This window comes from Aquificaceae bacterium (assembly GCA_037722135.1).
Taxonomy (GTDB): Bacteria; Aquificota; Aquificia; order Aquificales; family Aquificaceae; genus Pampinifervens; species Pampinifervens sericum.
This window is the reverse complement of the sequence record JBBKAW010000098.1, coordinates 1-17,366: the sequence shown is the minus strand read 5'-3', so window position 1 is coordinate 17,366 and position 17,366 is coordinate 1. Positions and strand designations below refer to the sequence as shown.

Below are 17,366 nucleotides of genomic sequence, written 5' to 3'. Positions count from 1 at the left end.
AAGGAAAACTTGGCTATGTGCTGGAAGGTCTGGAGGAAAGGTTAAGGGAGATAAAAGATGGGGAGTTTTGCATGCTTTGATTAAAAGGTTGATAAGCTCTGAGGATATTTTGGAAGTTTTGAAAAGAGAGCTAAGTCTTTGATGTTCTCTTAATCTTGAAAAACTCCTTTAGTAATTTTTTTGCTTCCTCCATAGGTAGATATTCCCACTTTACTCTGTGGTTAAAATATGGTTCATCAAAGAGGTTAAACCTACTCATAACCGCACCATACTTTTCATCTAATGCAAGAAAGACAACCCTTTCTACCCTTGCTAACACCATGGCGTAGGCACACATGGGACATGGCTCAAGGCTTACATAGACCTCACAGCCATAGAGGTATTTCTCACCGAGTTTTTGCATAGCTTCTCTAAGGGCGAGCATCTCTGCATGTGCGGTAGGGTCTTTTAACTCCTCTACTCTGTTGTGGGCTTTAGCTATGACTAATCCATCCTTTACCACCACACAGCCTACAGGCACTTCAGACCTTTCAAAACCTTCCCTTGCAAGCTCAAGGCATGCTTGCACAAACTCCTGCATTGTATTAAATTTAAACCATGCTTACAGTAGCCCTTGCCTTGTGCCAAGTTTTACTCTTTGAGCAACCCGGTTGTGCATCCTGTAAAGCCAGCTACAGGGAGCTTAGCAAGTATCCAAACCTAAAAGTAGAGGTTTACGATATAACCAAGGATAGGGAGCTGGCTAAAGCATATGGAATTGTAGGCTCTCCAACGGTCATATTCTTGAAAAATGGGAAGGAAATAGGTAGAGTTTTTGGATATATGCCACCTTTGATAAAATCTCTGGCGGAGAAGTGTTTCTGAATGTATTACCTTCTCAAAACAGAGCCTTCTGAGTATTCTTATGAGGACCTTCTCAGGGATGGAATAACGCGATGGGATGGCGTTAAGAACCCTCTTGCACAGAAGTATATCAGCTTTATGAAAGTGGGAGACCTGTGCTTCATATACCATACGGGCAACATAAAGGCGGTGGTGGGACTTGCAAAGGTAATTTCTGAGCCCTATAAGGATGATAATAATCTCTGGGTTGTGGATTTAGAGCCTGCGGGTCTTTTGAAAAAGCCTGTAAGTCTCAAGGTTTTAAGGACTGAACCGCTTTTTAAAGATTCCCCTCTCCTAAGGATGCCAAGGTTATCTGTTGTGCCATTAAACAAAGAGCAAGCGGAAAGGATTATGGAGCTTTCAGAGGCTTTCAATTAGACTTCCTGCTTGCACTATTTGACTGTTTGACACCACAAGGTCTGCACCAAGCTCTTTGGCTTTTTTCATTAGTTCTACGTTTTTATGCCCACAGTAGGCTATAACCTTTGCACCCAAAGCCTTTAGCTCAGCAACCTTTTCCACAGGAAACTGCTCAAGGCTTATGAGAACCATATCCTCACCTTCGTAGTTGGTACCAACCCTTACTTCATGACCACCGAGGGATGACCTTATCCTACTAAGAAGTATTAGGTTCTTTTCCATGAGAAGGATTTTCATGCTTTAGCTCCTCCAGAGATTTTAGAAAGCTCCTTTTAAACTCTTCTTTAAATTTGTGAGACCAAAAGGCTACCTTTAGGGTATTACCTTCAAGCCTTGCCCACACTTTGCGATGGACTGTATAAAAGGCAAGAATCATTCCACCCACAACCAGTATAGACCCAAGCCATATTAAAGGCGTGCCAGGCTGGCGCGAAACCTGAAGACCACTAAAAAACTGAGGCTCAAAGTCCACAAGGAAAAAGACATAGGGAAACTCCGCAAGCTGTGGTATCACAGATTGGGCAAAAACTGTAAGCTCTGGCGAGTAGACCACAGGCACATCGTAAGCCTTCCCGTCCATAAGAACCTTTATCACAAGGGCAGGCTTGAGCTCTCCTTCAAAGCCTTTTTGCTCGTCTTCTATGTTTAGAGTAGACCTATCTATTGCCAAGAGCATGTTTTTAAACTCGGACACTTTTCCAGCTCTTAGCTCCACTTCTCCAACAAAAGCCTTCCTTGGGTCTTGGGGTGCGAGCTTCTTGTCAAAAATGGCAATCTTTGCCCTGCCTGCATCTCCTGTTAGTCCATAGGTTGCTTGAAATATTCTATATGTGCCGAAGTCAAAGGGAGAGTTTACTGCGGTCATGCCTTCCGCGACAATTTTTCCATCCTGAATTATCCTTATATCGCTTTCAAAGCTCGCTATAGCATCTTTGAAAGGCGTTTCTTTAGTTTTTCCCTTTCTTTGAAACTCCTCTTCGTAGCTAACTATTCTGAAGTCCTCCAACTCTATCTGAAAAGGTAGCTTTATAGCTTTCTCTTTGGCAGGTATGAATAGGGTATCACTCCTTGAGCCCTCGGGAATTATAACTGTTCCCCTTATGCCCCATATGGCATCTATTAGTCCACCCGCCATTATAACAAGGAGACCTATGTGAACCACATAAACGCCGAGACGAGCATACCTTCCTTTTTCTCCATAAAAGTAAGTCCTTCCGCCCTCCTCTTCCATAAAAACCCTAAATCCGAGCTTTCCCAAAAAGCGTGCTACCTTTTCCTTTGAAGGGTTTACCTCTATGGATATGGCTTTTAGGTGTCTTTCCATGTTTTCATCCAACCTCTGAAACCTTTCCTTTGTAAAGGTCTGGACCCATACTCTTGGAAGTCTTTTGTAGGAGCAGGCTATGAGGTTTATGGCAAGGAGCACTATTAGTCCGATGTAATACCATGACCGGAAAACATCCGTTATCCAAAGTCTCCAAAGCCAATAGCCTATATCCGCACCAAACCTGTCAAGGTAAAACTCTATAGGTTGGTTTTGCTGAACGTAAGTGGAGCCAAGCATAGAGAAAATGGCAAGGAGTATCATTATAAAAATGGCAAGTCTGAGGTCTGCAAGGAAGTCAAAGAGAAAGGTCCAGAGACTTTTTTTCTTCGCATATTCTTCTTTTAGGAAACTGTAGACGCTCAAGGCGTATGAGAAAAGGGCAAAGGTGAAAAGGGCGGACGTGCCACCAAGGAGGGCAAAGTAAAGAATGCCTCTCTCCTCAAGGTGAAAGAGTCCAACTATAACGGTGGCGGTAAAGAGGAGAAAGGAAGCCACCAAGAAGGCATAGCCTCTATAAGCGTTTTTTACCTCAACCATGACAGATAAAATAAAAATATAAGGTGTATAATTACAGAATGCTAATCTTTGAGCTCTCTTCAAAGGGAAGAAGGGGCTATCGCCTGCCAGAGTTGGACGTAGAAGAGGTTAACCTTAAAGAGCATCTTGGTGAATACTTCCGAGAAGACCTTAAATTTCCAGAGGTCTCCGAGCTTGATGTGGTAAGGCATTATACAAGGCTTTCTCAACTTAACTATGCCATAGATACCACCATGGTTCCTCTTGGCTCTTGCACTATGAAGTATAACCCAAGAATAAACGAAGAGCTTGCAAGCCTTGAGGGTTTTTTGAACCTGCACCCTATGACGCCAGAAGACTATGCTCAGGGAACTTTAAAGCTTATGTATGAACTAAAGGAGCTTCTCAAAGAAATAGGTGGCTTTAGAGAGGTTTCTCTACAACCTGCGGCAGGGGCTCATGGAGAGCTTCTGGGTCTTTTAATGATACTTGCCTATCACAGAGATAGGGGGAACTTCCATAAGAGAAAGGTCCTCGTTCCAGACACCTCTCACGGCACAAACCCTGCAACCGCTTCCTTGTGTGGTTTTGAGGTAATAACGGTAAGGAGCAACAAAGAGGGAGAGCTTGATTGGGAAGACTTTCAGAAAAAACTAAGCGATGAGACCGCATGCCTCATGATAACGAACCCTAACACTTTGGGTATATTTGAGAGAAGGATAAGGGAAATAGCGGACGCTCTTCATGAAAGGGATGCTCTTTTGTATATGGACGGTGCTAACATGAATGCCCTTGTGGGGATTGCAAGACCAGGGGAGTGGGGTGTGGATGTGATGCATTTTAATCTTCATAAGACCTTTTCCACACCTCATGGTGGTGGTGGTCCAGGTGGTGGTGCGGTAGGTGTCTCAGAAAGGCTCGTAGACTACCTCCCTGTCCCTCATGTGGTCTTTGAGGATGGTAAATACAAACTTGACTGGGATAGACCCAAAAGCGTGGGTAAGCTCCTTGCCTTCTATGGACATGTAGGTGTCTTTGTAAGGGCTTTGGCTTATATACTCTCTTACGGCTCGCAGATAGACTTGGTTTCAAAATACGCTATCCTCAACGCCAGATATTTGAGAAAGCTCCTCAAAGACCTCCTACTTGACCCCTATGAGCATGTCCCTTGCATGCATGAGTTTGTCTTGTCCGCTCAAAACCTCTTAAAGTGGGATGTAAAGGCTATGGATGTGGCTAAGGCTCTATTGGATAGAGGCTTTTATGCACCCACCGTATACTTTCCACTTACGGTAAGGGAAGCTCTTATGATAGAACCCACAGAAACGGAAAGTCCTCGGACCCTTGAAAGATTTGCTAAAGCCTTGGAGGAGATAGTAAAGACCGCACAAGAAAACCCCGAACATCTCAAGTCTTCTCCTCACAGAACGCCAGTGAGAAGAATAAAAGAAGCAGAGGCAAACAGAAAGCCAATTCTTAGAGCCTCATTGGCATAACCACACAGAGGTATGGGTCCCTTTCTGTGTCATCGGACTCAATAACCACCGCACTATCTGGGTCAACAATCTTTATCCATACCCTATCCACATCAAAACTGTCAAGGGCTTCAATAAGGTATTTGCCGTTAAAACCTACCTCTACAGGCTCACCAGTGTAGTCCACATCCACCTCATCCCTTCCCTCTCCATACTCTGGGTCTGATATTTCAAGAAGGGCAACGTGGTCGGAAAAGCTAATCTTCACAGGAAAGGCGGAAGACTCCGCTATGGCGGAAAGCCTTTTTAGACTTTCAAGAAGAGCATCTTTTCTAACAACCACCTCATGGTTAAAGTGTTTGGGTATGACTATCATATAGTCTGGGTATTCACCTTCCAAAAGCCTTACTGACAGGCTCCAGTCCTCTCCAACAAAGTGGGCAAAGGACTCATCCTTACCAGATTGGACAGACCCGATGTAATCTTTCATAAGACCTTGAATGACCTTTAGGCTTTTTCTTGGTATAAGTAGCTCCATGGGAAAAGGGGAATTCCTCCAAAAGAGGGCAAGCCTGTGTCCGTCTGAACCCACAAAGTGAGTCTTCCCATCCACCTCGTGAACATAAAGACCCTGCAGTGCATAGCGGGCATCATCTTTTGATATAGCGTATTCCACTTTGTCTATTGCCTTGATAAGGTCTACCGAAGGAAGCTCTGTGGAGGTTTCTGGTTGAGGAAATTCTGGAAAGTCCTCTGGGTCAAGGGTCGTAAGCCTAAAGGTGCTCCTGCCACCTCCTACAGTTAGCTTGTCTTCCTTTAGCTCAAGGTAAACGGTAGCAACAGACATATTCTTTATCACGTTGGTAAGCTTATTTGCGTTAACTGCTGTTTTACCCTCATCTTCTATCTCTGCGGATATACGCAGGGACAGGAAGTTTTCAAGGTCTGTTGCCTTTAGAGTGAGAAACTCGTCCTCTGCGATAAGAAGAAAATTGTTTAGTATGGGCAGAGCGGACTTCTTCTCTGTGGCGTTCTTTGCCTTCTGAAGGGCGGATAAAAACTCTCCTCTGTCTATTCTTAGTTTCATGTCGTATATTATAACCTACAACTGCTATGAGGGCATATCCATCCTATCTGAACTTAAGCGAGGATGAGTGGCTTACTCGCATAAACAAGGCTTTTGAGATGCTTTCTGATTGTAGAGTATGCCCTCATAGGTGTGGTGTAAACAGGCTGAAGGATGAAAAGGGATATTGCAAAACTGGCAGATACGCAATTGTAGCGGACTACTTTCCTCACAGAGGGGAAGAAAAACCCATAAGAGGCAAAAGGGGTTCTGGAACGGTGTTTTTTTCCTATTGCAATATGAGATGTGTTTACTGTCAAAACTATACCATAAGCCATTTAGGAGAAGGCGAGGAACTAAGACCAGAAGAACTTGCGGAGGTCTTCTTAAAGCTCCAAAGACTTGGCTGTCATAATATAAACCTTGTGAGCCCATCCCACGTTGTGCCTCAGATACTTCAAGCTCTGTATATTGCGGTAAAGGATGGTCTAAGAATTCCTATAGTGTATAACACTTCCTCTTACGACAGCCTTGAAAGCCTTAAGCTTCTTGATGGTATTGTAGACATATATTTGGCAGACTTCAAGTATGGAGATAACCTTGCTGGCAAAAAATACTCAAAGGTAAAGGACTATCACAAGGTAGCCCTTCAAGCGATAAGAGAAATGTATAGGCAGGTGGGAGACCTTCAAGTAGACCAAGAAGGCATAGCCATAAGGGGTCTTTTAGTGAGGCATCTTGTCCTGCCACAAGATATAGCCAAAACAAAAACGGTGATGGATGAGCTAAGGTCCATCTCCCCTCGCATGGCGGTTAATGTAATGGACCAATACATGCCATACTACCAAGCTTACAAGTATCCTGAACTTTCAAGAAGGATAAGCAGAGAGGAGTATATAAGAGCCCTTGAGCATGCTAAAAACTTGACGCTTATATTAGACTGAATAAGTTTTTTCTAAAACCCATGGTAAAGCAAAGAGAACCCATAGTTGCCATAGCAACCCCCTTTGGTGAGAGTGCTATCGGAGCTATAAGGCTTTCTGGACTTGGTGTGTGGGAAAGGATAAAAGACCTGTTTATACTCAAAGGGAATTTAAAGCCAAGGTATGCGCACTTTGTAAAGTTGAGAGACACAGACGGTAGTGTGCTTGATGAGGGAATTTTAATCTTTTACCCATCTCCAAAGAGCTACACGGGTGAGGACATGGTGGAGCTTTTCCTGCATGGAAACCCTCTCATCTTAAAAAAAGCCCTTGAGCTTTTCCTTTCAAAGGGTATAAGGTTGGCAGAGCCCGGAGAATTCACCAAGAGAGCCTTTTTAAACGGAAAGTTGGACCTTCTGCAGGCGGAGGCGGTAGGAGACCTTATTGGTGCTAAGTCCGAGCTAAGCTTAAAGTCTGCCCAAAGACAACTCCAAGGAGAACTCTCTTCGCTTATAAACTCCCTTAGAAACAGACTTCTTGAGCTTCTTGCCTATGTGGAGGCGGACATAGAGTTCTCAGAGGAGGACATTCCTACTCTAAGCAAGGAGCAAATAATAAGCCTTCTTAAGGAAATTATCAAGGACATAGATAAGCTTCTCTCAACGGTAAAAACTGGAGAGTTTCTCAGAAGGGGCATAAACCTTGCTATAGTTGGAAAGCCAAACGTAGGCAAATCCTCCCTCTTTAATGCTTTGCTTGGCAAAGAGAGAGCCATAGTTACAGACATTCCCGGGACTACAAGAGACTTTTTGCAAGAAACTTTAACTCTTAAGGGCATACCGGTAAACCTCATAGATACTGCGGGCATAAGATACACCCAAGACCCAGTGGAGAAGATAGGAGTGGAAAGAAGTCTACAAAAACTCAAGAGCGCGGACATGGTTCTCTTTGTGGTGGACGTTAGCAGTCCCCTTGAGGAAGAGGACCTAAACATATATTCCATGGTCAAAGACCTTGAGCATATTGTGGTGGCTAACAAGATAGACAAGGGTGTTGAGGAAGAGGTGTTTAGGTCTTTCCCTGAAGCTGTGGGGGTAAGTGCCTTAACTGGCGATGGATTGGAAGAACTAAAAGATACCATTCTGCAAAGGCTTGGTCTTCATGTAAGCAATAGCTTGCAGGTTTATATAACCGTTAGGCATGAAAACCTCTTGAAAAAATCCTCAGAAGTGTTAAAATCATTAATATACAAATTGGAGAGAGAAGACCTGTTCCCAGAGATACTCATGCTTGATTTGAGGGAAGCGCTTAGCTATTTAGAAGAAATTCTTGGAGTTGTTAGCACAGAGGATATTTTAGGTAGCATATTTTCAAGGTTCTGCATAGGAAAATGAAGGAGGTTTTGAAGTATGGAACAAGTTCAAGTTCAAGAAAAAAAGATTTATACACTTGAAGAGCTTAAGAAGCTATCCCTACAGGAGCTACAAAAAATAGGCAGAGAGCTTGAGCTTTCAAGGGTAACTGGGCTAAGGAAGGAGGAGCTTATAGAGAAAATACTCACTGCTCAGGCAAAGGAAGAGGGGCTAAACTTTATAAAGGGTGTATTGGAGATTCTACCCGAAGGTTATGGCTTTATTAGAAGCTCTGAAAACAACTACATGCCCAGCTACACTGATGTATATGTGGCACCCTCTCAAATAAAAAAGTTTGGACTAAGAACGGGTGATACAATAATAGGCTTTGCAAGACCGCCACAGGAAAAGGAAAAATACCAAGCACTTATAAAGATTGAATCCGTTAACGGATTACCACCAGACCCAGATATTCTTAAGGCAAGACCACAGTTTGAAAAACTCACCCCTTACCATCCAACAGAGCGGTTCAATCTGGAAACATCCCCCACAGAGCTATCTACGAGGGTTGTAAGCCTTATAGCGCCCATAGGAAAGGGACAAAGGGGTATGATAGTGGCACCACCAAAAGCAGGAAAAACGGTGCTTTTGCAGAAAATAGCAACAGCCCTTATACAGAACCATCCTGAAGTGCATCTGATAATCTTGCTCATAGACGAAAGACCAGAAGAAGTTACAGAGATGAGGAGGATTGTGGGTGATGGTGCGGAGGTTATCGCCTCTACCTTTGATGAGCCTCCAGAAAGACACATGCAAGTGGCGGAGCTGGTAGTGGAAAAGGCAAAAAGACTCGTGGAACTAAAGCAGGATGTGGTAATACTTTTGGACTCTATGACACGTTTTGGAAGGGCGGCTAACGCAGTTACCCCACCCACGGGCAGAGTTTTAACTGGTGGTATAGAGGCGACCGCACTCCAAAGACCTAAAAAGTTCTTCGGTGCTGCACGGAACATAGAAGAGGGTGGTTCTCTAACGATAATAGCAACCGCTCTTATAGAAACTGGTTCAAAGATGGACGATGTTATATATGAAGAGTTTAAGGGCACAGGAAATATGGAAATACACTTAGACAGAAGGCTAATGGAAAGGAGGATATTCCCAGCCATAAATATAGAAAAGTCTGGCACGAGGAAGGAGGAGCTTTTGCTTGAAGATTGGGAGCTTCAGAGGATATGGGTCTTAAGGAAGTTTTTGGCTACGATGGATGCTATAGAGGCTATGGAGTTTCTCCTCGATAAGCTTAAAAAGTTCAAAACTAACAGAGACTTCTTAAAGGCTATGCACTCGTGATAAACCTGCTTGAATACCAAAAAAACCTTGGAAAGGGGCAAATAAAGGCGGTAAACTTATTGCACGGTGAAGAGGAATACCTTGTAAAAAGCTTCCTTGATAAACTAAGGGGAGTTATACCCGTAAGGGTTTTGTGGGGTGATGAGCTAAGTCTTGAGGACTTTGTGGGTTTCATAGGCACGACTGGTATGTTTGCAAAGTCAGAGGCGCTGTTTATTTACATGGCTGAAGAGTTCTTTAAGGGTATAAAAAACTATAAGAACCTAATTAGCTACTTGGAAAGGTTAAAGGACAAAAAGGTCTTTTTTTACGTGAGTTATAAGTTAAGTGATAAGGACCTTCAAAAGGAACCCTTTCTGAGCTTGTCAAGGTTAGGGGATGTTATATATGCGGGCAAGTTAGATAGAAGAAGGGTAAGGGAGCTTGTAAAAAACAAACTTCAAAAGGAAGGTATAAGTATAGAAGACTCTGCCCTTGAATATCTTTTGGAAGCAAGCTCTTACCAGCTTCAAATCCTAAAGGCTGAAACAGATAAGCTAATACTCTATGGAAAAAGGAACATAACCCTTGAAGACATCAAGTCTATGGTGATTGCAGAGCCTGAACTTAGCCTTTTTGACCTGTCTGATGGTTTGTTTCTCAAAGACTACGAAAAAGCTTTAAGTTCTATTAACTCTATTCTAATGTCTGGCATGCATCCATTGCAGGTTTTAACCTTCCTTGTCAACTACACTTTAAAGCTATATACCGCTAAGACCTTAGTGGAAAATGACTGGGATGTGGAAAAAGCCCTTTCTGAGGTGGATGTAAAACACAAGTTTCAGGTTCTAAACTTCAAAAGATACCTTAGCGCAAATTCTATTGATGACCTTGAGCTATTACTGAAAAAACTTCACTTGCTTGATATAAGCATAAAGGTCTACTACTCTGAGCCAGCACAAGCCCTAAGGAAATTTGTGATAGAATACATGCTACATGAGGAAGGCACATATAACCAGACAGACACGGGAAACCAAAATAGAGTTGACGCTGAACCTTGACGGTGTGGGAAACTACAAGGTGGAAACACCAGTAGGTTTTCTAAGCCACATGGTAGAGACCCTTGCAAGGCATGGAAGGTTTGATATTGAGCTTTACGCAGAAGGAGATGTGCACGTCTCTTACCATCATACTGTAGAAGACGTAGGTATAGTGCTGGGTATGGCTTTTTTGCAAGCTCTTGGAGACAAAAAGGGTATAAACCGCTACGGATATGCTATAGTGCCTATGGACGAAGCCCTTGTTCTTGCAAGTATAGACATCTCTGGCAGACCCTTATTCTTTTACGAGGACTTAAACCTAAGGGGTAAGATAACAGACTTTGACTTTGAGCTCATATGGGAGTTTTTTAAAGGCTTTGCCTTAGAGAGCAGGAGCACTCTTCACATTAAGGTTCTCTCTGGCAAAATTCTTCACCATGTGGCAGAGGCATGCTTTAAAGCCTTAGCCCTTAGCCTTAGACAAGCGGTAAGTATAAATGGCAATCTTTTACCCTCAACTAAGGAGAGCCTTTGATTACTGGTAGATTATAAAACCATATAGGTTTAAGGCACGGAGTCTTCTAAGTTCTCTGAGAGCATCTTCTCTACTTTCAAATTTTCCGTAAAAAACTCTATATATGCCTGAGCTTTCCACGATCACAACATCCTTTAGGTTCAGCTCTTTTTCAAGCTTTTCTTTCCAAGCCCTTGCGAAACCAATAGAGGAAAAAGCTCCCAACTGTATTCTGTAGTATTTTTTGTCTTGTTGAATGGGTTCTACTTTTTGTGATTCCAGATTTGTTTCTGCTTTTGCCTCAGGCTCCTTTGAGGTTTCCCTTTTTTGTTCTTGAGCTTCACCAATTATCCTACTTCGTGGAAGTTCCTGAGTTCTTGGTTTAATCTGTGCCCTCTGTTCCGCAATAAGCACAAGGCTTAAAAGCTCATATGCTCGGGATTTTAGATGACCAGGGGCTTGCTTGTCTTCAATGACCACTCTTAAGTAATTCCTTGCATTGGAGTAATTACCAAGTTCATATTCCGCTCTGGCTAAGCCCAAGTATATGACCGGGCTAACTATTCCGTTATTTACTAGACGTTGATAGACTTCCCTTGCGGATGCGTAGTCTTCTTCTTCTTCATAAAACTGTGCAAGCTCAAGTTGAGCGTCAATAAACATGGGGTTATAGGCAACCGCTCTTCTGAGGTTAGCAAGATAATCCTCTTTTCTATCAATAGCCTGATAGACCTTTGCTAAAGAGTAGAAAGCCATGTGCTTTTGAGGAAATGCTTCGTCTTCAATAACTTCTCTCAGAACCCTTATAGCCCTCTCATAGTCCTTCTGTCTATAGTAGAGAATTCCTAAGTTGAGCTTTGCTTCCGTATATGTTTTATCCACTTGAAGGGCTCTAAGAAAGGCATTCTCTGCCTTTTGGTATTCTTGCACCTCCATGTAAGCTAATCCAAGAGCATTCCAAACCTTTGGTTCATTGGGTGCAAGCTGTGATGCTCTAAAGAAGTTGGCTATAGCCTCCGAATAGTTTTTGGCTATGTAAGAGGACATGCCAAGGTCATAAAAATATTGCCACTGGGATTTAGAAACATCTTCCTGCCTTGGAGCGCAGGAAAAGATAAAGAGTAAAATCAAGAATGTAAATTTCCTCATTGCTTAATTATAGCACCTCCAAAGATTCCTCTCAACTTTCTTAGTTCACTATCTATATCATCAGTTTTCACCAAAATCCTAACCTTATAGAAGTTATCTTCCTCAACTATATTGACCCTATAACCCATTTCTCTTGCCCTTTCCGCAGTTTTCTTTGCACCCTCTTCATTCACGAAAGCTCCTATCTGCACCGTGTAAGTTTTTAAGGTTGCTTTTGCAACTTCTCTACTTTCTCTAACTTCCCGAGGTTTTTCATTAGCCCTTTCTTCTTTTGCTTTTTGAGAAGGTTCTATTCCTTTTTCCTCCCTTATCTTTTGAGCTATCACATCTCGCTCCTTGGTTTTTAGAGCTTCCTTTATTTCCTGCTTCTCTTCCTGTTTTTTAACTTCTGCTTTAGGCTCTAAAGATGCAGGAGGTTGTTGAGGCTGTGGAGCTTCTTCTCTTTGTGGTGAGGGCTGAACTACAAGAGGCGGGGGCTGAACATTATCTCCTTTTGTCTTTAGACGCTCTTTCAAACCAAGATAAAAAAACACAAGAGCGACAAGCACTCCAAGAAGTATTATGAGCCTCTCTCTTTTCACAGCTATTCTCCTTATATGAGATTATTATAAACCTTTGAACCATCTCAAAGTTGCCTTTAGACCCTCTTCGAGGGATACCTTAGGAAACCATTCCAGCAATTTCTTTGCTCTGCTTATGTCCGGACACCTTCTGGGTGGGTCATCATCTCGTGGCGGAAGAAACTCAATTTTTGAAGAAGACCCAGAAAGTTCAATAACCCTTTTGGCAAGCTCCAATATGGAAACCTCTTCAGGATTTCCCAAATTTACCACCGTGCCAGCAAGACCTTCTCTAACAGATAGTCTAAAAAGTCCTTCTACAAGGTCATCTATGTAGCAAAAGCTCCTTGTCTGTGAGCCATCCCCGTATATGGGTAGTGGTTCTCCACTTAGGGCTTTCTCTATAAAGGTGGGTATTACCCTCCCATCCTTTCTTCTCATGCGTGGACCGTAGGTGTTAAATATCCTTGCAATCCTCACATCAAGTCCATGCTCTCTGTGATAAGCCATACACAACGCTTCAGAAAACCTCTTAGCCTCATCGTAAACGCTCCTTGGACCCACTGGATTTACATATCCCCAGTAGTCTTCTGGTTGAGGATGGACCTGTGCAGAACCGTAGACTTCAGAAGAGGAGGCAAAGACATACCTTGAACCCTTTAGCTTGGCAAAACCCAAAGTGTTGAGAGTGCCAAGGGAGTCCACCTTCATGGTGTGTATGGGATGGTTCATATAGTCTACAGGAGAGGCAGGACAGGCTAAATGAACTACGAGGTCTATTGGACCCTCTACGTATATGTAGTTAACCACGTTGTAGTGTATAAAGCGAAAGTTTTTCTTCTCAAAAAGGTGGGCTATGTTGTCTGGACTGCCTGTAAGGAAGTTGTCCATGCCTATAACGTAAAAGCCTTCTTCTAAGAACCTTTCCGCAAGGTGTGAGCCTATAAAGCCTGCCACACCGGTTATCAAAACCCTCATCTTCCCACAGGGTAGTATTCAAAACCTAAAGCCCTTACCTCTGGTGGTTCGTATACGTTTCTGCCATCCACTATAATGGGTAAAGCCATAAGGCTCTTTACCCTTTTTAAGTCCGCTTTTTTAAACTCTTCCCATTCTGTAAGTATAAGCAGGGCTTCCGCATTTTCCACCGCACTGTAGGGGTCTTTTGCATAGCTTATGCCCTTACCTTCCGGAAAGAGGAGTTTGAAGTTCTCCATAGCCTTGGGGTCATAAAGGGAAAGTTTTGCACCCTCCCTTAGTAGCATATCCACTATCTTTATGGATGGTGCTTCTCTTATGTCATCCGTGTTGGGTTTAAAGGCAAGCCCCCAAACCGCCAACTTTTTGTCTTTAACGCTCCAAAGAACCCTCTTTACCTTTTCTACGAACTTTACAGGTCTTTCTTGGTTTATCCTGTCTACCTCTCTCAAAAGTCCAAAGTCAAGCCCGTAGTCTTGAGCTATCCTTATAAAAGCCTTTACATCCTTTGGAAAGCAAGAACCTCCATAGCCTATACCTGCATTGAGAAAATCCCTTCCTATGCGTTTGTCATAGCCCATGCCGTCTGCAACCAGCTTTATGTCCGCGCCAGTTTTTTCGCAGAGGTCTGCGACCATGTTTATAAAGGATATTTTCATAGCAAGGAAGGAATTGCTTGCGTGTTTTATAAGTTCTGCGGTAGCTGGGTCTGTAAAGATTATGGGACAGTTAAAGTCTTTATAGAGCTCCTCAAATATCTTCTTTGCCCTTTCGCTTTCCACTCCCACCACTATCCTATCAGGTTTGAGAAAATCCTCTATGGCGGAGCCTTCTCTAAGGAACTCAGGGTTTGACGCCACATCGTAGGGTATATCTGGACTTTTTATGTATCTTTGCACTGTCTTTTTTATAAGCTGGTGTGTGTTTACTGGAACGGTGGACTTTTCTATGAGGAGCTTATAAGAGGTCATAAGTTTTGCGGTTTCCCTTGCCACCTCTTCCACCTGTGAAAGGTCCGCAGAGCCATCAGGTCTTTGTGGCGTCCCCACACAGATAAATATCACATCAGAAAACTCAAGCCCTTCCTTCAAGTCCGTGGTAAAGGACAGCCTACCAGCCCTTAGAGATTCCTGCATAAGCTCCTCAAGCCCTGGCTCATAAATGGGAGACTTACCAGCCTTCAGGAGCTCCACCTTTTGAGGGATTTTCTCCACCACCATAACCTCATGCCCAAGGTGTGCAAAGCACACGCCCGTTGTAAGCCCTACGTATCCTCCTCCAACTACAGTTAGCTTCATGGCTACATCCTCTCAGGAGCTTCTATTCCCAGCAATTCAAAAGCAGTCCTTAGGGTTATCTCCACACCCTTAAAGAGGGCAAGTCTCAAGAGCATAAGGTTTCTGTCCTCCACCATTACTCTGTGATGGTTATAGTAGTAATGAAAGCTTTTTGCAAGCTCAAGGAGCGAGTAAGTTATAAGGTGAGGAGAAAAGGTCTTGGCTACCGCCTCAAAGGTATCTTTTAGATATAGACACTTCTTAGTCAGTCTAAGGTCTTCCTCAGAAAGCCCATGCAGGTATTCTCTTAGGTTTTCCTTGTCTGGGTCTATGCCATACCTTTCCTTGACCTCTCTAAAGACTCCCCTTATCCGTGCATAAGCATACTGCACATAAAAGACGGGGTTTTCTGTGGTGTTCTTCTTTACAAGGTCTATATCAAAGTCCAAAGGCGTATCGCTGTCCCTTGTGAGAAAAACAAACCTTACCGCATCCTTTCCCACCTCTTCTATTAGCTCCTGCAGGGTAATAAACTCGCCAGTCCTTTTGGACATACGCACCTCTTGACCACCGCTTATGAGCCTTACCATCTGGACAAATTCCACCTTTAGCCAATCCTCTGGAACATCAAGAGCTTTTAGAGCACCTATAAGCCTTCTTTCGTATCCGTGATGGTCCGCACCCCAAAGGTTTATAACCTTGTCAAAGCCTCTTTGGAACTTTTGGTAATGATAGGCTATGTCCGAGGCAAAGTAGGTCCAAGAGCCATCGGACTTTCTAACCACCCTATCCTTGTCATCTCCAAAATCTGAGCTTTTGAACCACAAGGCACCATCCTTTTCGTATATGTAGCCCCTTTCCCTTAGCTTTTGCATAACCTCTTCCACAAGACCTCTCTCATAAAGGCTTCTCTCGCTAAACCAACTATCAAAGGACACAGACAAAAGCTCAAGGGTCTCTTTAATATCCTCAAGAAGTCTCTTGTGAGCATACTCTTTACAAAGGTCTATAGCCCTTTCCCTTTCAAGGTATAAAAGCTCTTCTCCGTAAAAAGCCTTTAGGTCTTTGGCAAGCCTTTTTATGTATTTGCCCTTATAGCCTTCCCTTTCAAAGACCTCTCTTAGCTCTGGGTCTTCTTTTCCAAAAAGCTCATAGTATCTATGCAAGACCGAAAGCCCAAGCATGTAGACCTGATTGCCCGCATCGTTTATGTAATACTCCCTTAGGACCTTGTGTCCGAGCCTTTGGAGAAGTTTTGAGAGCACATCGCCTACTACCGCACCCCTTCCATGTCCCACATGTAAAGGACCAGTAGGGTTGGCACTTACAAACTCCACTTGAATATACATAGGCTTTTCCACAGGCTCAAAGAAGTAGTCTTGCCCCTTTGTGAGAAGCCCTTTGAACTCTTCCCTCACAAACTCCTCGCTAAGCCTTATGTTTACAAAGCCCTTGACCGCCTCTGCAGTCATTAGGTGGTTTGAGAGCTTGCTCGCCAACTCTTGAGCAATCTCCTGTGGGTTTTTCCTAAGAGACTTGGAGAGCAAAAAGGCTACGTTGGTGGCATAGTCTCCATAGCTTTCTTCCCTTGGTGGCTCAAGGCTAAAAGACTCTATCTCTATGGAATACAGCTCCTTTATCTTTTCCCTTATAGCCCTTTCAACAAATCCCTTCACACCTTTTATTTTAACACCCTTCTACTTCCACAGATATACTTCACACCCTTTTCGGTTCTTGCCCAGTGCCTTGTGCCTGCCCTTACCTCTAACATATCCCCAGCCTTTAAATGATACACACCCTCCTCAGTCCCTATAGTTATCTCACCCTCCAGCACATATCTTACCTCATCCTCCGGATGCGTATGCCAGTCATAATAAGTCCCCGGCGGGTCATACCACGTGTAGAAACCACCATAGCCCAAAGCCCTTAGCTTATCTTCAATCTCTTTCATCTCAAGGCACCTGCTAATTTATTTCTACGCTCCTCAAGAAATCTTACCATATCCTCCATATTCATCGGCTTGGCAAAGAGATAACCTTGGACAAAATCACATCCCATGCCTTGAAGCATTCTAAGTTGAGGCTCAGTCTCTATACCCTCCGCAAGGGTTGCAATTCCAAGGTCTCTTGCAAGTGCTATGGTATTTCTAACTATTTAACAATTCTCCAAAAGCCCGCACATACTTGTCTCCTGCGGATATGCCAAAATTCCTGTTTATATTTCCAGTGCCATACAAGTCAAAAGGCTTTTACTTTAGTCCATAGCTTATATATATGGTCAAAGTTCTCGTAAGCTTTGAGGAGTTTTTCAAATATGTGCTCCGCAGGCTCAAAATCGTCACCTTTGAAGAATTCTTTTAGTCTTTCCTCAACCTCTGGCTTCACCATAAAAATGTGGGAAGATTCAAAAACAAAAGTGTCCATGACCTTTAGATTTTTTCTTCTTTCCTTTTGAACGTTCTCCCATATTTCCTCATACATTATGCAGGCATGGACTTTACCCTCTTCAAGGTATTAGAAACTAATCACTGAAAGTATAGAAATTTATAGATGTAT

At 43.2% G+C, this 17,366-nt stretch carries 20 protein-coding genes; 8 read left to right on the top strand and 12 right to left on the bottom strand.

The genetic code is table 11. The features are described from left to right. Positions 1-130: 130 nt before the first annotated feature. The gene (locus WKI49_06805; protein ID MEJ7622195.1) at positions 131-580 is read right to left on the bottom strand and encodes a nucleoside deaminase; all 450 of its coding nucleotides are present in this window, start codon (positions 578-580) and stop codon (positions 131-133) included. A 17-nt stretch (positions 581-597) separates the two neighbouring features. Between WKI49_06805 and WKI49_06800 the strand changes: the two genes are divergently transcribed. Then, on the top strand, positions 598-864 hold the full coding sequence (locus WKI49_06800) for a thioredoxin family protein (protein MEJ7622194.1): 267 nt from the start codon (positions 598-600) through the stop codon (positions 862-864). Beyond that, positions 865-1,263: an EVE domain-containing protein gene (locus WKI49_06795; GenBank protein MEJ7622193.1), complete on the top strand. Its 399-nt coding sequence runs from the start codon at positions 865-867 to the stop codon at positions 1,261-1,263. Here the strand turns inward: WKI49_06795 and WKI49_06790 are convergent. Continuing rightward, entirely contained in the window at positions 1,246-1,542 is a 297-nt protein-coding gene (locus tag WKI49_06790) for a hypothetical protein (GenBank protein ID MEJ7622192.1), read from the bottom strand. The genes WKI49_06795 and WKI49_06790 overlap by 18 nt on opposite strands. Continuing rightward, positions 1,502-3,169: a cytochrome c biogenesis protein ResB gene (locus WKI49_06785; GenBank protein MEJ7622191.1), complete on the bottom strand. Its 1,668-nt coding sequence runs from the start codon at positions 3,167-3,169 to the stop codon at positions 1,502-1,504. The genes WKI49_06790 and WKI49_06785 overlap by 41 nt, the downstream gene beginning before the upstream one ends. Positions 3,170-3,207: 38 nt before the next feature. On the opposite strand from WKI49_06785, the gene gcvPB reads away from it, so the two are divergent. Next, positions 3,208-4,644 carry an aminomethyl-transferring glycine dehydrogenase subunit GcvPB gene (gcvPB, locus tag WKI49_06780; GenBank protein ID MEJ7622190.1) on the top strand — a complete coding sequence of 479 codons (1,437 nt, stop codon included), beginning with the start codon at positions 3,208-3,210 and terminating at the stop codon, positions 4,642-4,644. Here the strand turns inward: gcvPB and dnaN are convergent. Continuing rightward, the gene (gene dnaN, locus WKI49_06775; protein ID MEJ7622189.1) at positions 4,625-5,710 is read right to left on the bottom strand and encodes a DNA polymerase III subunit beta; all 1,086 of its coding nucleotides are present in this window, start codon (positions 5,708-5,710) and stop codon (positions 4,625-4,627) included. The two genes, gcvPB and dnaN, sit on opposite strands and share 20 nt — an antisense overlap. Before the next feature lie 26 nt (positions 5,711-5,736). On the opposite strand from dnaN, the gene WKI49_06770 reads away from it, so the two are divergent. From WKI49_06770 to hisB, 5 genes are read left to right on the top strand one after another with little or no spacing between them, the layout of a single operon-like run. After that, complete coding sequence (locus WKI49_06770; GenBank protein ID MEJ7622188.1) at positions 5,737-6,633, top strand: radical SAM protein; 897 nt, start codon at positions 5,737-5,739, stop codon at positions 6,631-6,633. A gap of 20 nt (positions 6,634-6,653) precedes the next feature. Beyond that, entirely contained in the window at positions 6,654-8,006 is a 1,353-nt protein-coding gene (mnmE, locus tag WKI49_06765; GenBank protein MEJ7622187.1) for a tRNA uridine-5-carboxymethylaminomethyl(34) synthesis GTPase MnmE, read from the top strand. Positions 8,007-8,021: 15 nt separating this feature from the next. After that, complete coding sequence (gene rho / locus WKI49_06760) at positions 8,022-9,314, top strand: transcription termination factor Rho (protein MEJ7622186.1); 1,293 nt, start codon at positions 8,022-8,024, stop codon at positions 9,312-9,314. Beyond that, positions 9,311-10,354 (top strand): DNA polymerase III subunit delta, encoded by a 1,044-nt coding sequence (locus tag WKI49_06755; GenBank protein MEJ7622185.1) that lies wholly within the window; start codon positions 9,311-9,313, stop codon positions 10,352-10,354. The genes rho and WKI49_06755 overlap by 4 nt, the downstream gene beginning before the upstream one ends. After that, on the top strand, positions 10,290-10,868 hold the full coding sequence (hisB, locus tag WKI49_06750; protein MEJ7622184.1) for an imidazoleglycerol-phosphate dehydratase HisB: 579 nt from the start codon (positions 10,290-10,292) through the stop codon (positions 10,866-10,868). Before WKI49_06755 ends, hisB begins: the two co-directional genes overlap by 65 nt. Here hisB and WKI49_06745 read toward each other — a convergent pair whose 3' ends face one another. From WKI49_06745 to WKI49_06710, 8 genes are all read right to left on the bottom strand, one after another. Continuing rightward, complete coding sequence (locus WKI49_06745; protein MEJ7622183.1) at positions 10,869-11,996, bottom strand: tetratricopeptide repeat protein; 1,128 nt, start codon at positions 11,994-11,996, stop codon at positions 10,869-10,871. Then, positions 11,993-12,577, bottom strand: coding sequence for an SPOR domain-containing protein (locus WKI49_06740; GenBank protein MEJ7622182.1), 585 nt, complete (start codon positions 12,575-12,577; stop codon positions 11,993-11,995). The genes WKI49_06745 and WKI49_06740 overlap by 4 nt, the downstream gene beginning before the upstream one ends. 24 nt (positions 12,578-12,601) lie before the next feature. Beyond that, positions 12,602-13,534: a UDP-glucuronic acid decarboxylase family protein gene (locus tag WKI49_06735; GenBank protein MEJ7622181.1), complete on the bottom strand. Its 933-nt coding sequence runs from the start codon at positions 13,532-13,534 to the stop codon at positions 12,602-12,604. After that, positions 13,531-14,832, bottom strand: a complete 1,302-nt coding sequence (locus WKI49_06730) for a UDP-glucose/GDP-mannose dehydrogenase family protein (GenBank protein ID MEJ7622180.1) — start codon at positions 14,830-14,832, stop codon at positions 13,531-13,533. Before WKI49_06730 ends, WKI49_06735 begins: the two co-directional genes overlap by 4 nt. Before the next feature lie 2 nt (positions 14,833-14,834). After that, the gene (gene argS / locus WKI49_06725) at positions 14,835-16,487 is read right to left on the bottom strand and encodes an arginine--tRNA ligase (GenBank protein ID MEJ7622179.1); all 1,653 of its coding nucleotides are present in this window, start codon (positions 16,485-16,487) and stop codon (positions 14,835-14,837) included. 5 nt (positions 16,488-16,492) lie between these two features. Then, positions 16,493-16,762, bottom strand: coding sequence for a cupin domain-containing protein (locus WKI49_06720; protein ID MEJ7622178.1), 270 nt, complete (start codon positions 16,760-16,762; stop codon positions 16,493-16,495). Next, positions 16,759-16,965 (bottom strand): EAL domain-containing protein, encoded by a 207-nt coding sequence (locus tag WKI49_06715; GenBank protein ID MEJ7622177.1) that lies wholly within the window; start codon positions 16,963-16,965, stop codon positions 16,759-16,761. Before WKI49_06715 ends, WKI49_06720 begins: the two co-directional genes overlap by 4 nt. Positions 16,966-17,048: 83 nt before the next feature. Then, positions 17,049-17,291, bottom strand: a complete 243-nt coding sequence (locus tag WKI49_06710) for a hypothetical protein (protein ID MEJ7622176.1) — start codon at positions 17,289-17,291, stop codon at positions 17,049-17,051. Between the last annotated feature and the right edge of the window lie 75 nt (positions 17,292-17,366).

Coding starts and splice junctions, on each gene's coding strand:
- WKI49_06710 (MEJ7622176.1), bottom strand. CDS start 17,291: ATGTATGAGGAAATATGGGAGAACGTTCAAAAGGAAAGAAGAAAAAAT.
- dnaN (MEJ7622189.1), bottom strand. CDS start 5,710: ATGAAACTAAGAATAGACAGAGGAGAGTTTTTATCCGCCCTTCAGAAG.
- WKI49_06745 (MEJ7622183.1), bottom strand. CDS start 11,996: ATGAGGAAATTTACATTCTTGATTTTACTCTTTATCTTTTCCTGCGCT.
- mnmE (MEJ7622187.1), top strand. CDS start 6,654: ATGGTAAAGCAAAGAGAACCCATAGTTGCCATAGCAACCCCCTTTGGT.
- WKI49_06795 (MEJ7622193.1), top strand. CDS start 865: ATGTATTACCTTCTCAAAACAGAGCCTTCTGAGTATTCTTATGAGGAC.
- WKI49_06805 (MEJ7622195.1), bottom strand. CDS start 580: ATGCAGGAGTTTGTGCAAGCATGCCTTGAGCTTGCAAGGGAAGGTTTT.
- WKI49_06735 (MEJ7622181.1), bottom strand. CDS start 13,534: ATGAGGGTTTTGATAACCGGTGTGGCAGGCTTTATAGGCTCACACCTT.
- WKI49_06800 (MEJ7622194.1), top strand. CDS start 598: ATGCTTACAGTAGCCCTTGCCTTGTGCCAAGTTTTACTCTTTGAGCAA.
- WKI49_06790 (MEJ7622192.1), bottom strand. CDS start 1,542: ATGAAAATCCTTCTCATGGAAAAGAACCTAATACTTCTTAGTAGGATA.
- WKI49_06770 (MEJ7622188.1), top strand. CDS start 5,737: ATGAGGGCATATCCATCCTATCTGAACTTAAGCGAGGATGAGTGGCTT.
- rho (MEJ7622186.1), top strand. CDS start 8,022: ATGGAACAAGTTCAAGTTCAAGAAAAAAAGATTTATACACTTGAAGAG.
- WKI49_06730 (MEJ7622180.1), bottom strand. CDS start 14,832: ATGAAGCTAACTGTAGTTGGAGGAGGATACGTAGGGCTTACAACGGGC.
- WKI49_06720 (MEJ7622178.1), bottom strand. CDS start 16,762: ATGAAAGAGATTGAAGATAAGCTAAGGGCTTTGGGCTATGGTGGTTTC.
- gcvPB (MEJ7622190.1), top strand. CDS start 3,208: ATGCTAATCTTTGAGCTCTCTTCAAAGGGAAGAAGGGGCTATCGCCTG.
- WKI49_06785 (MEJ7622191.1), bottom strand. CDS start 3,169: ATGGTTGAGGTAAAAAACGCTTATAGAGGCTATGCCTTCTTGGTGGCT.
- hisB (MEJ7622184.1), top strand. CDS start 10,290: ATGAGGAAGGCACATATAACCAGACAGACACGGGAAACCAAAATAGAG.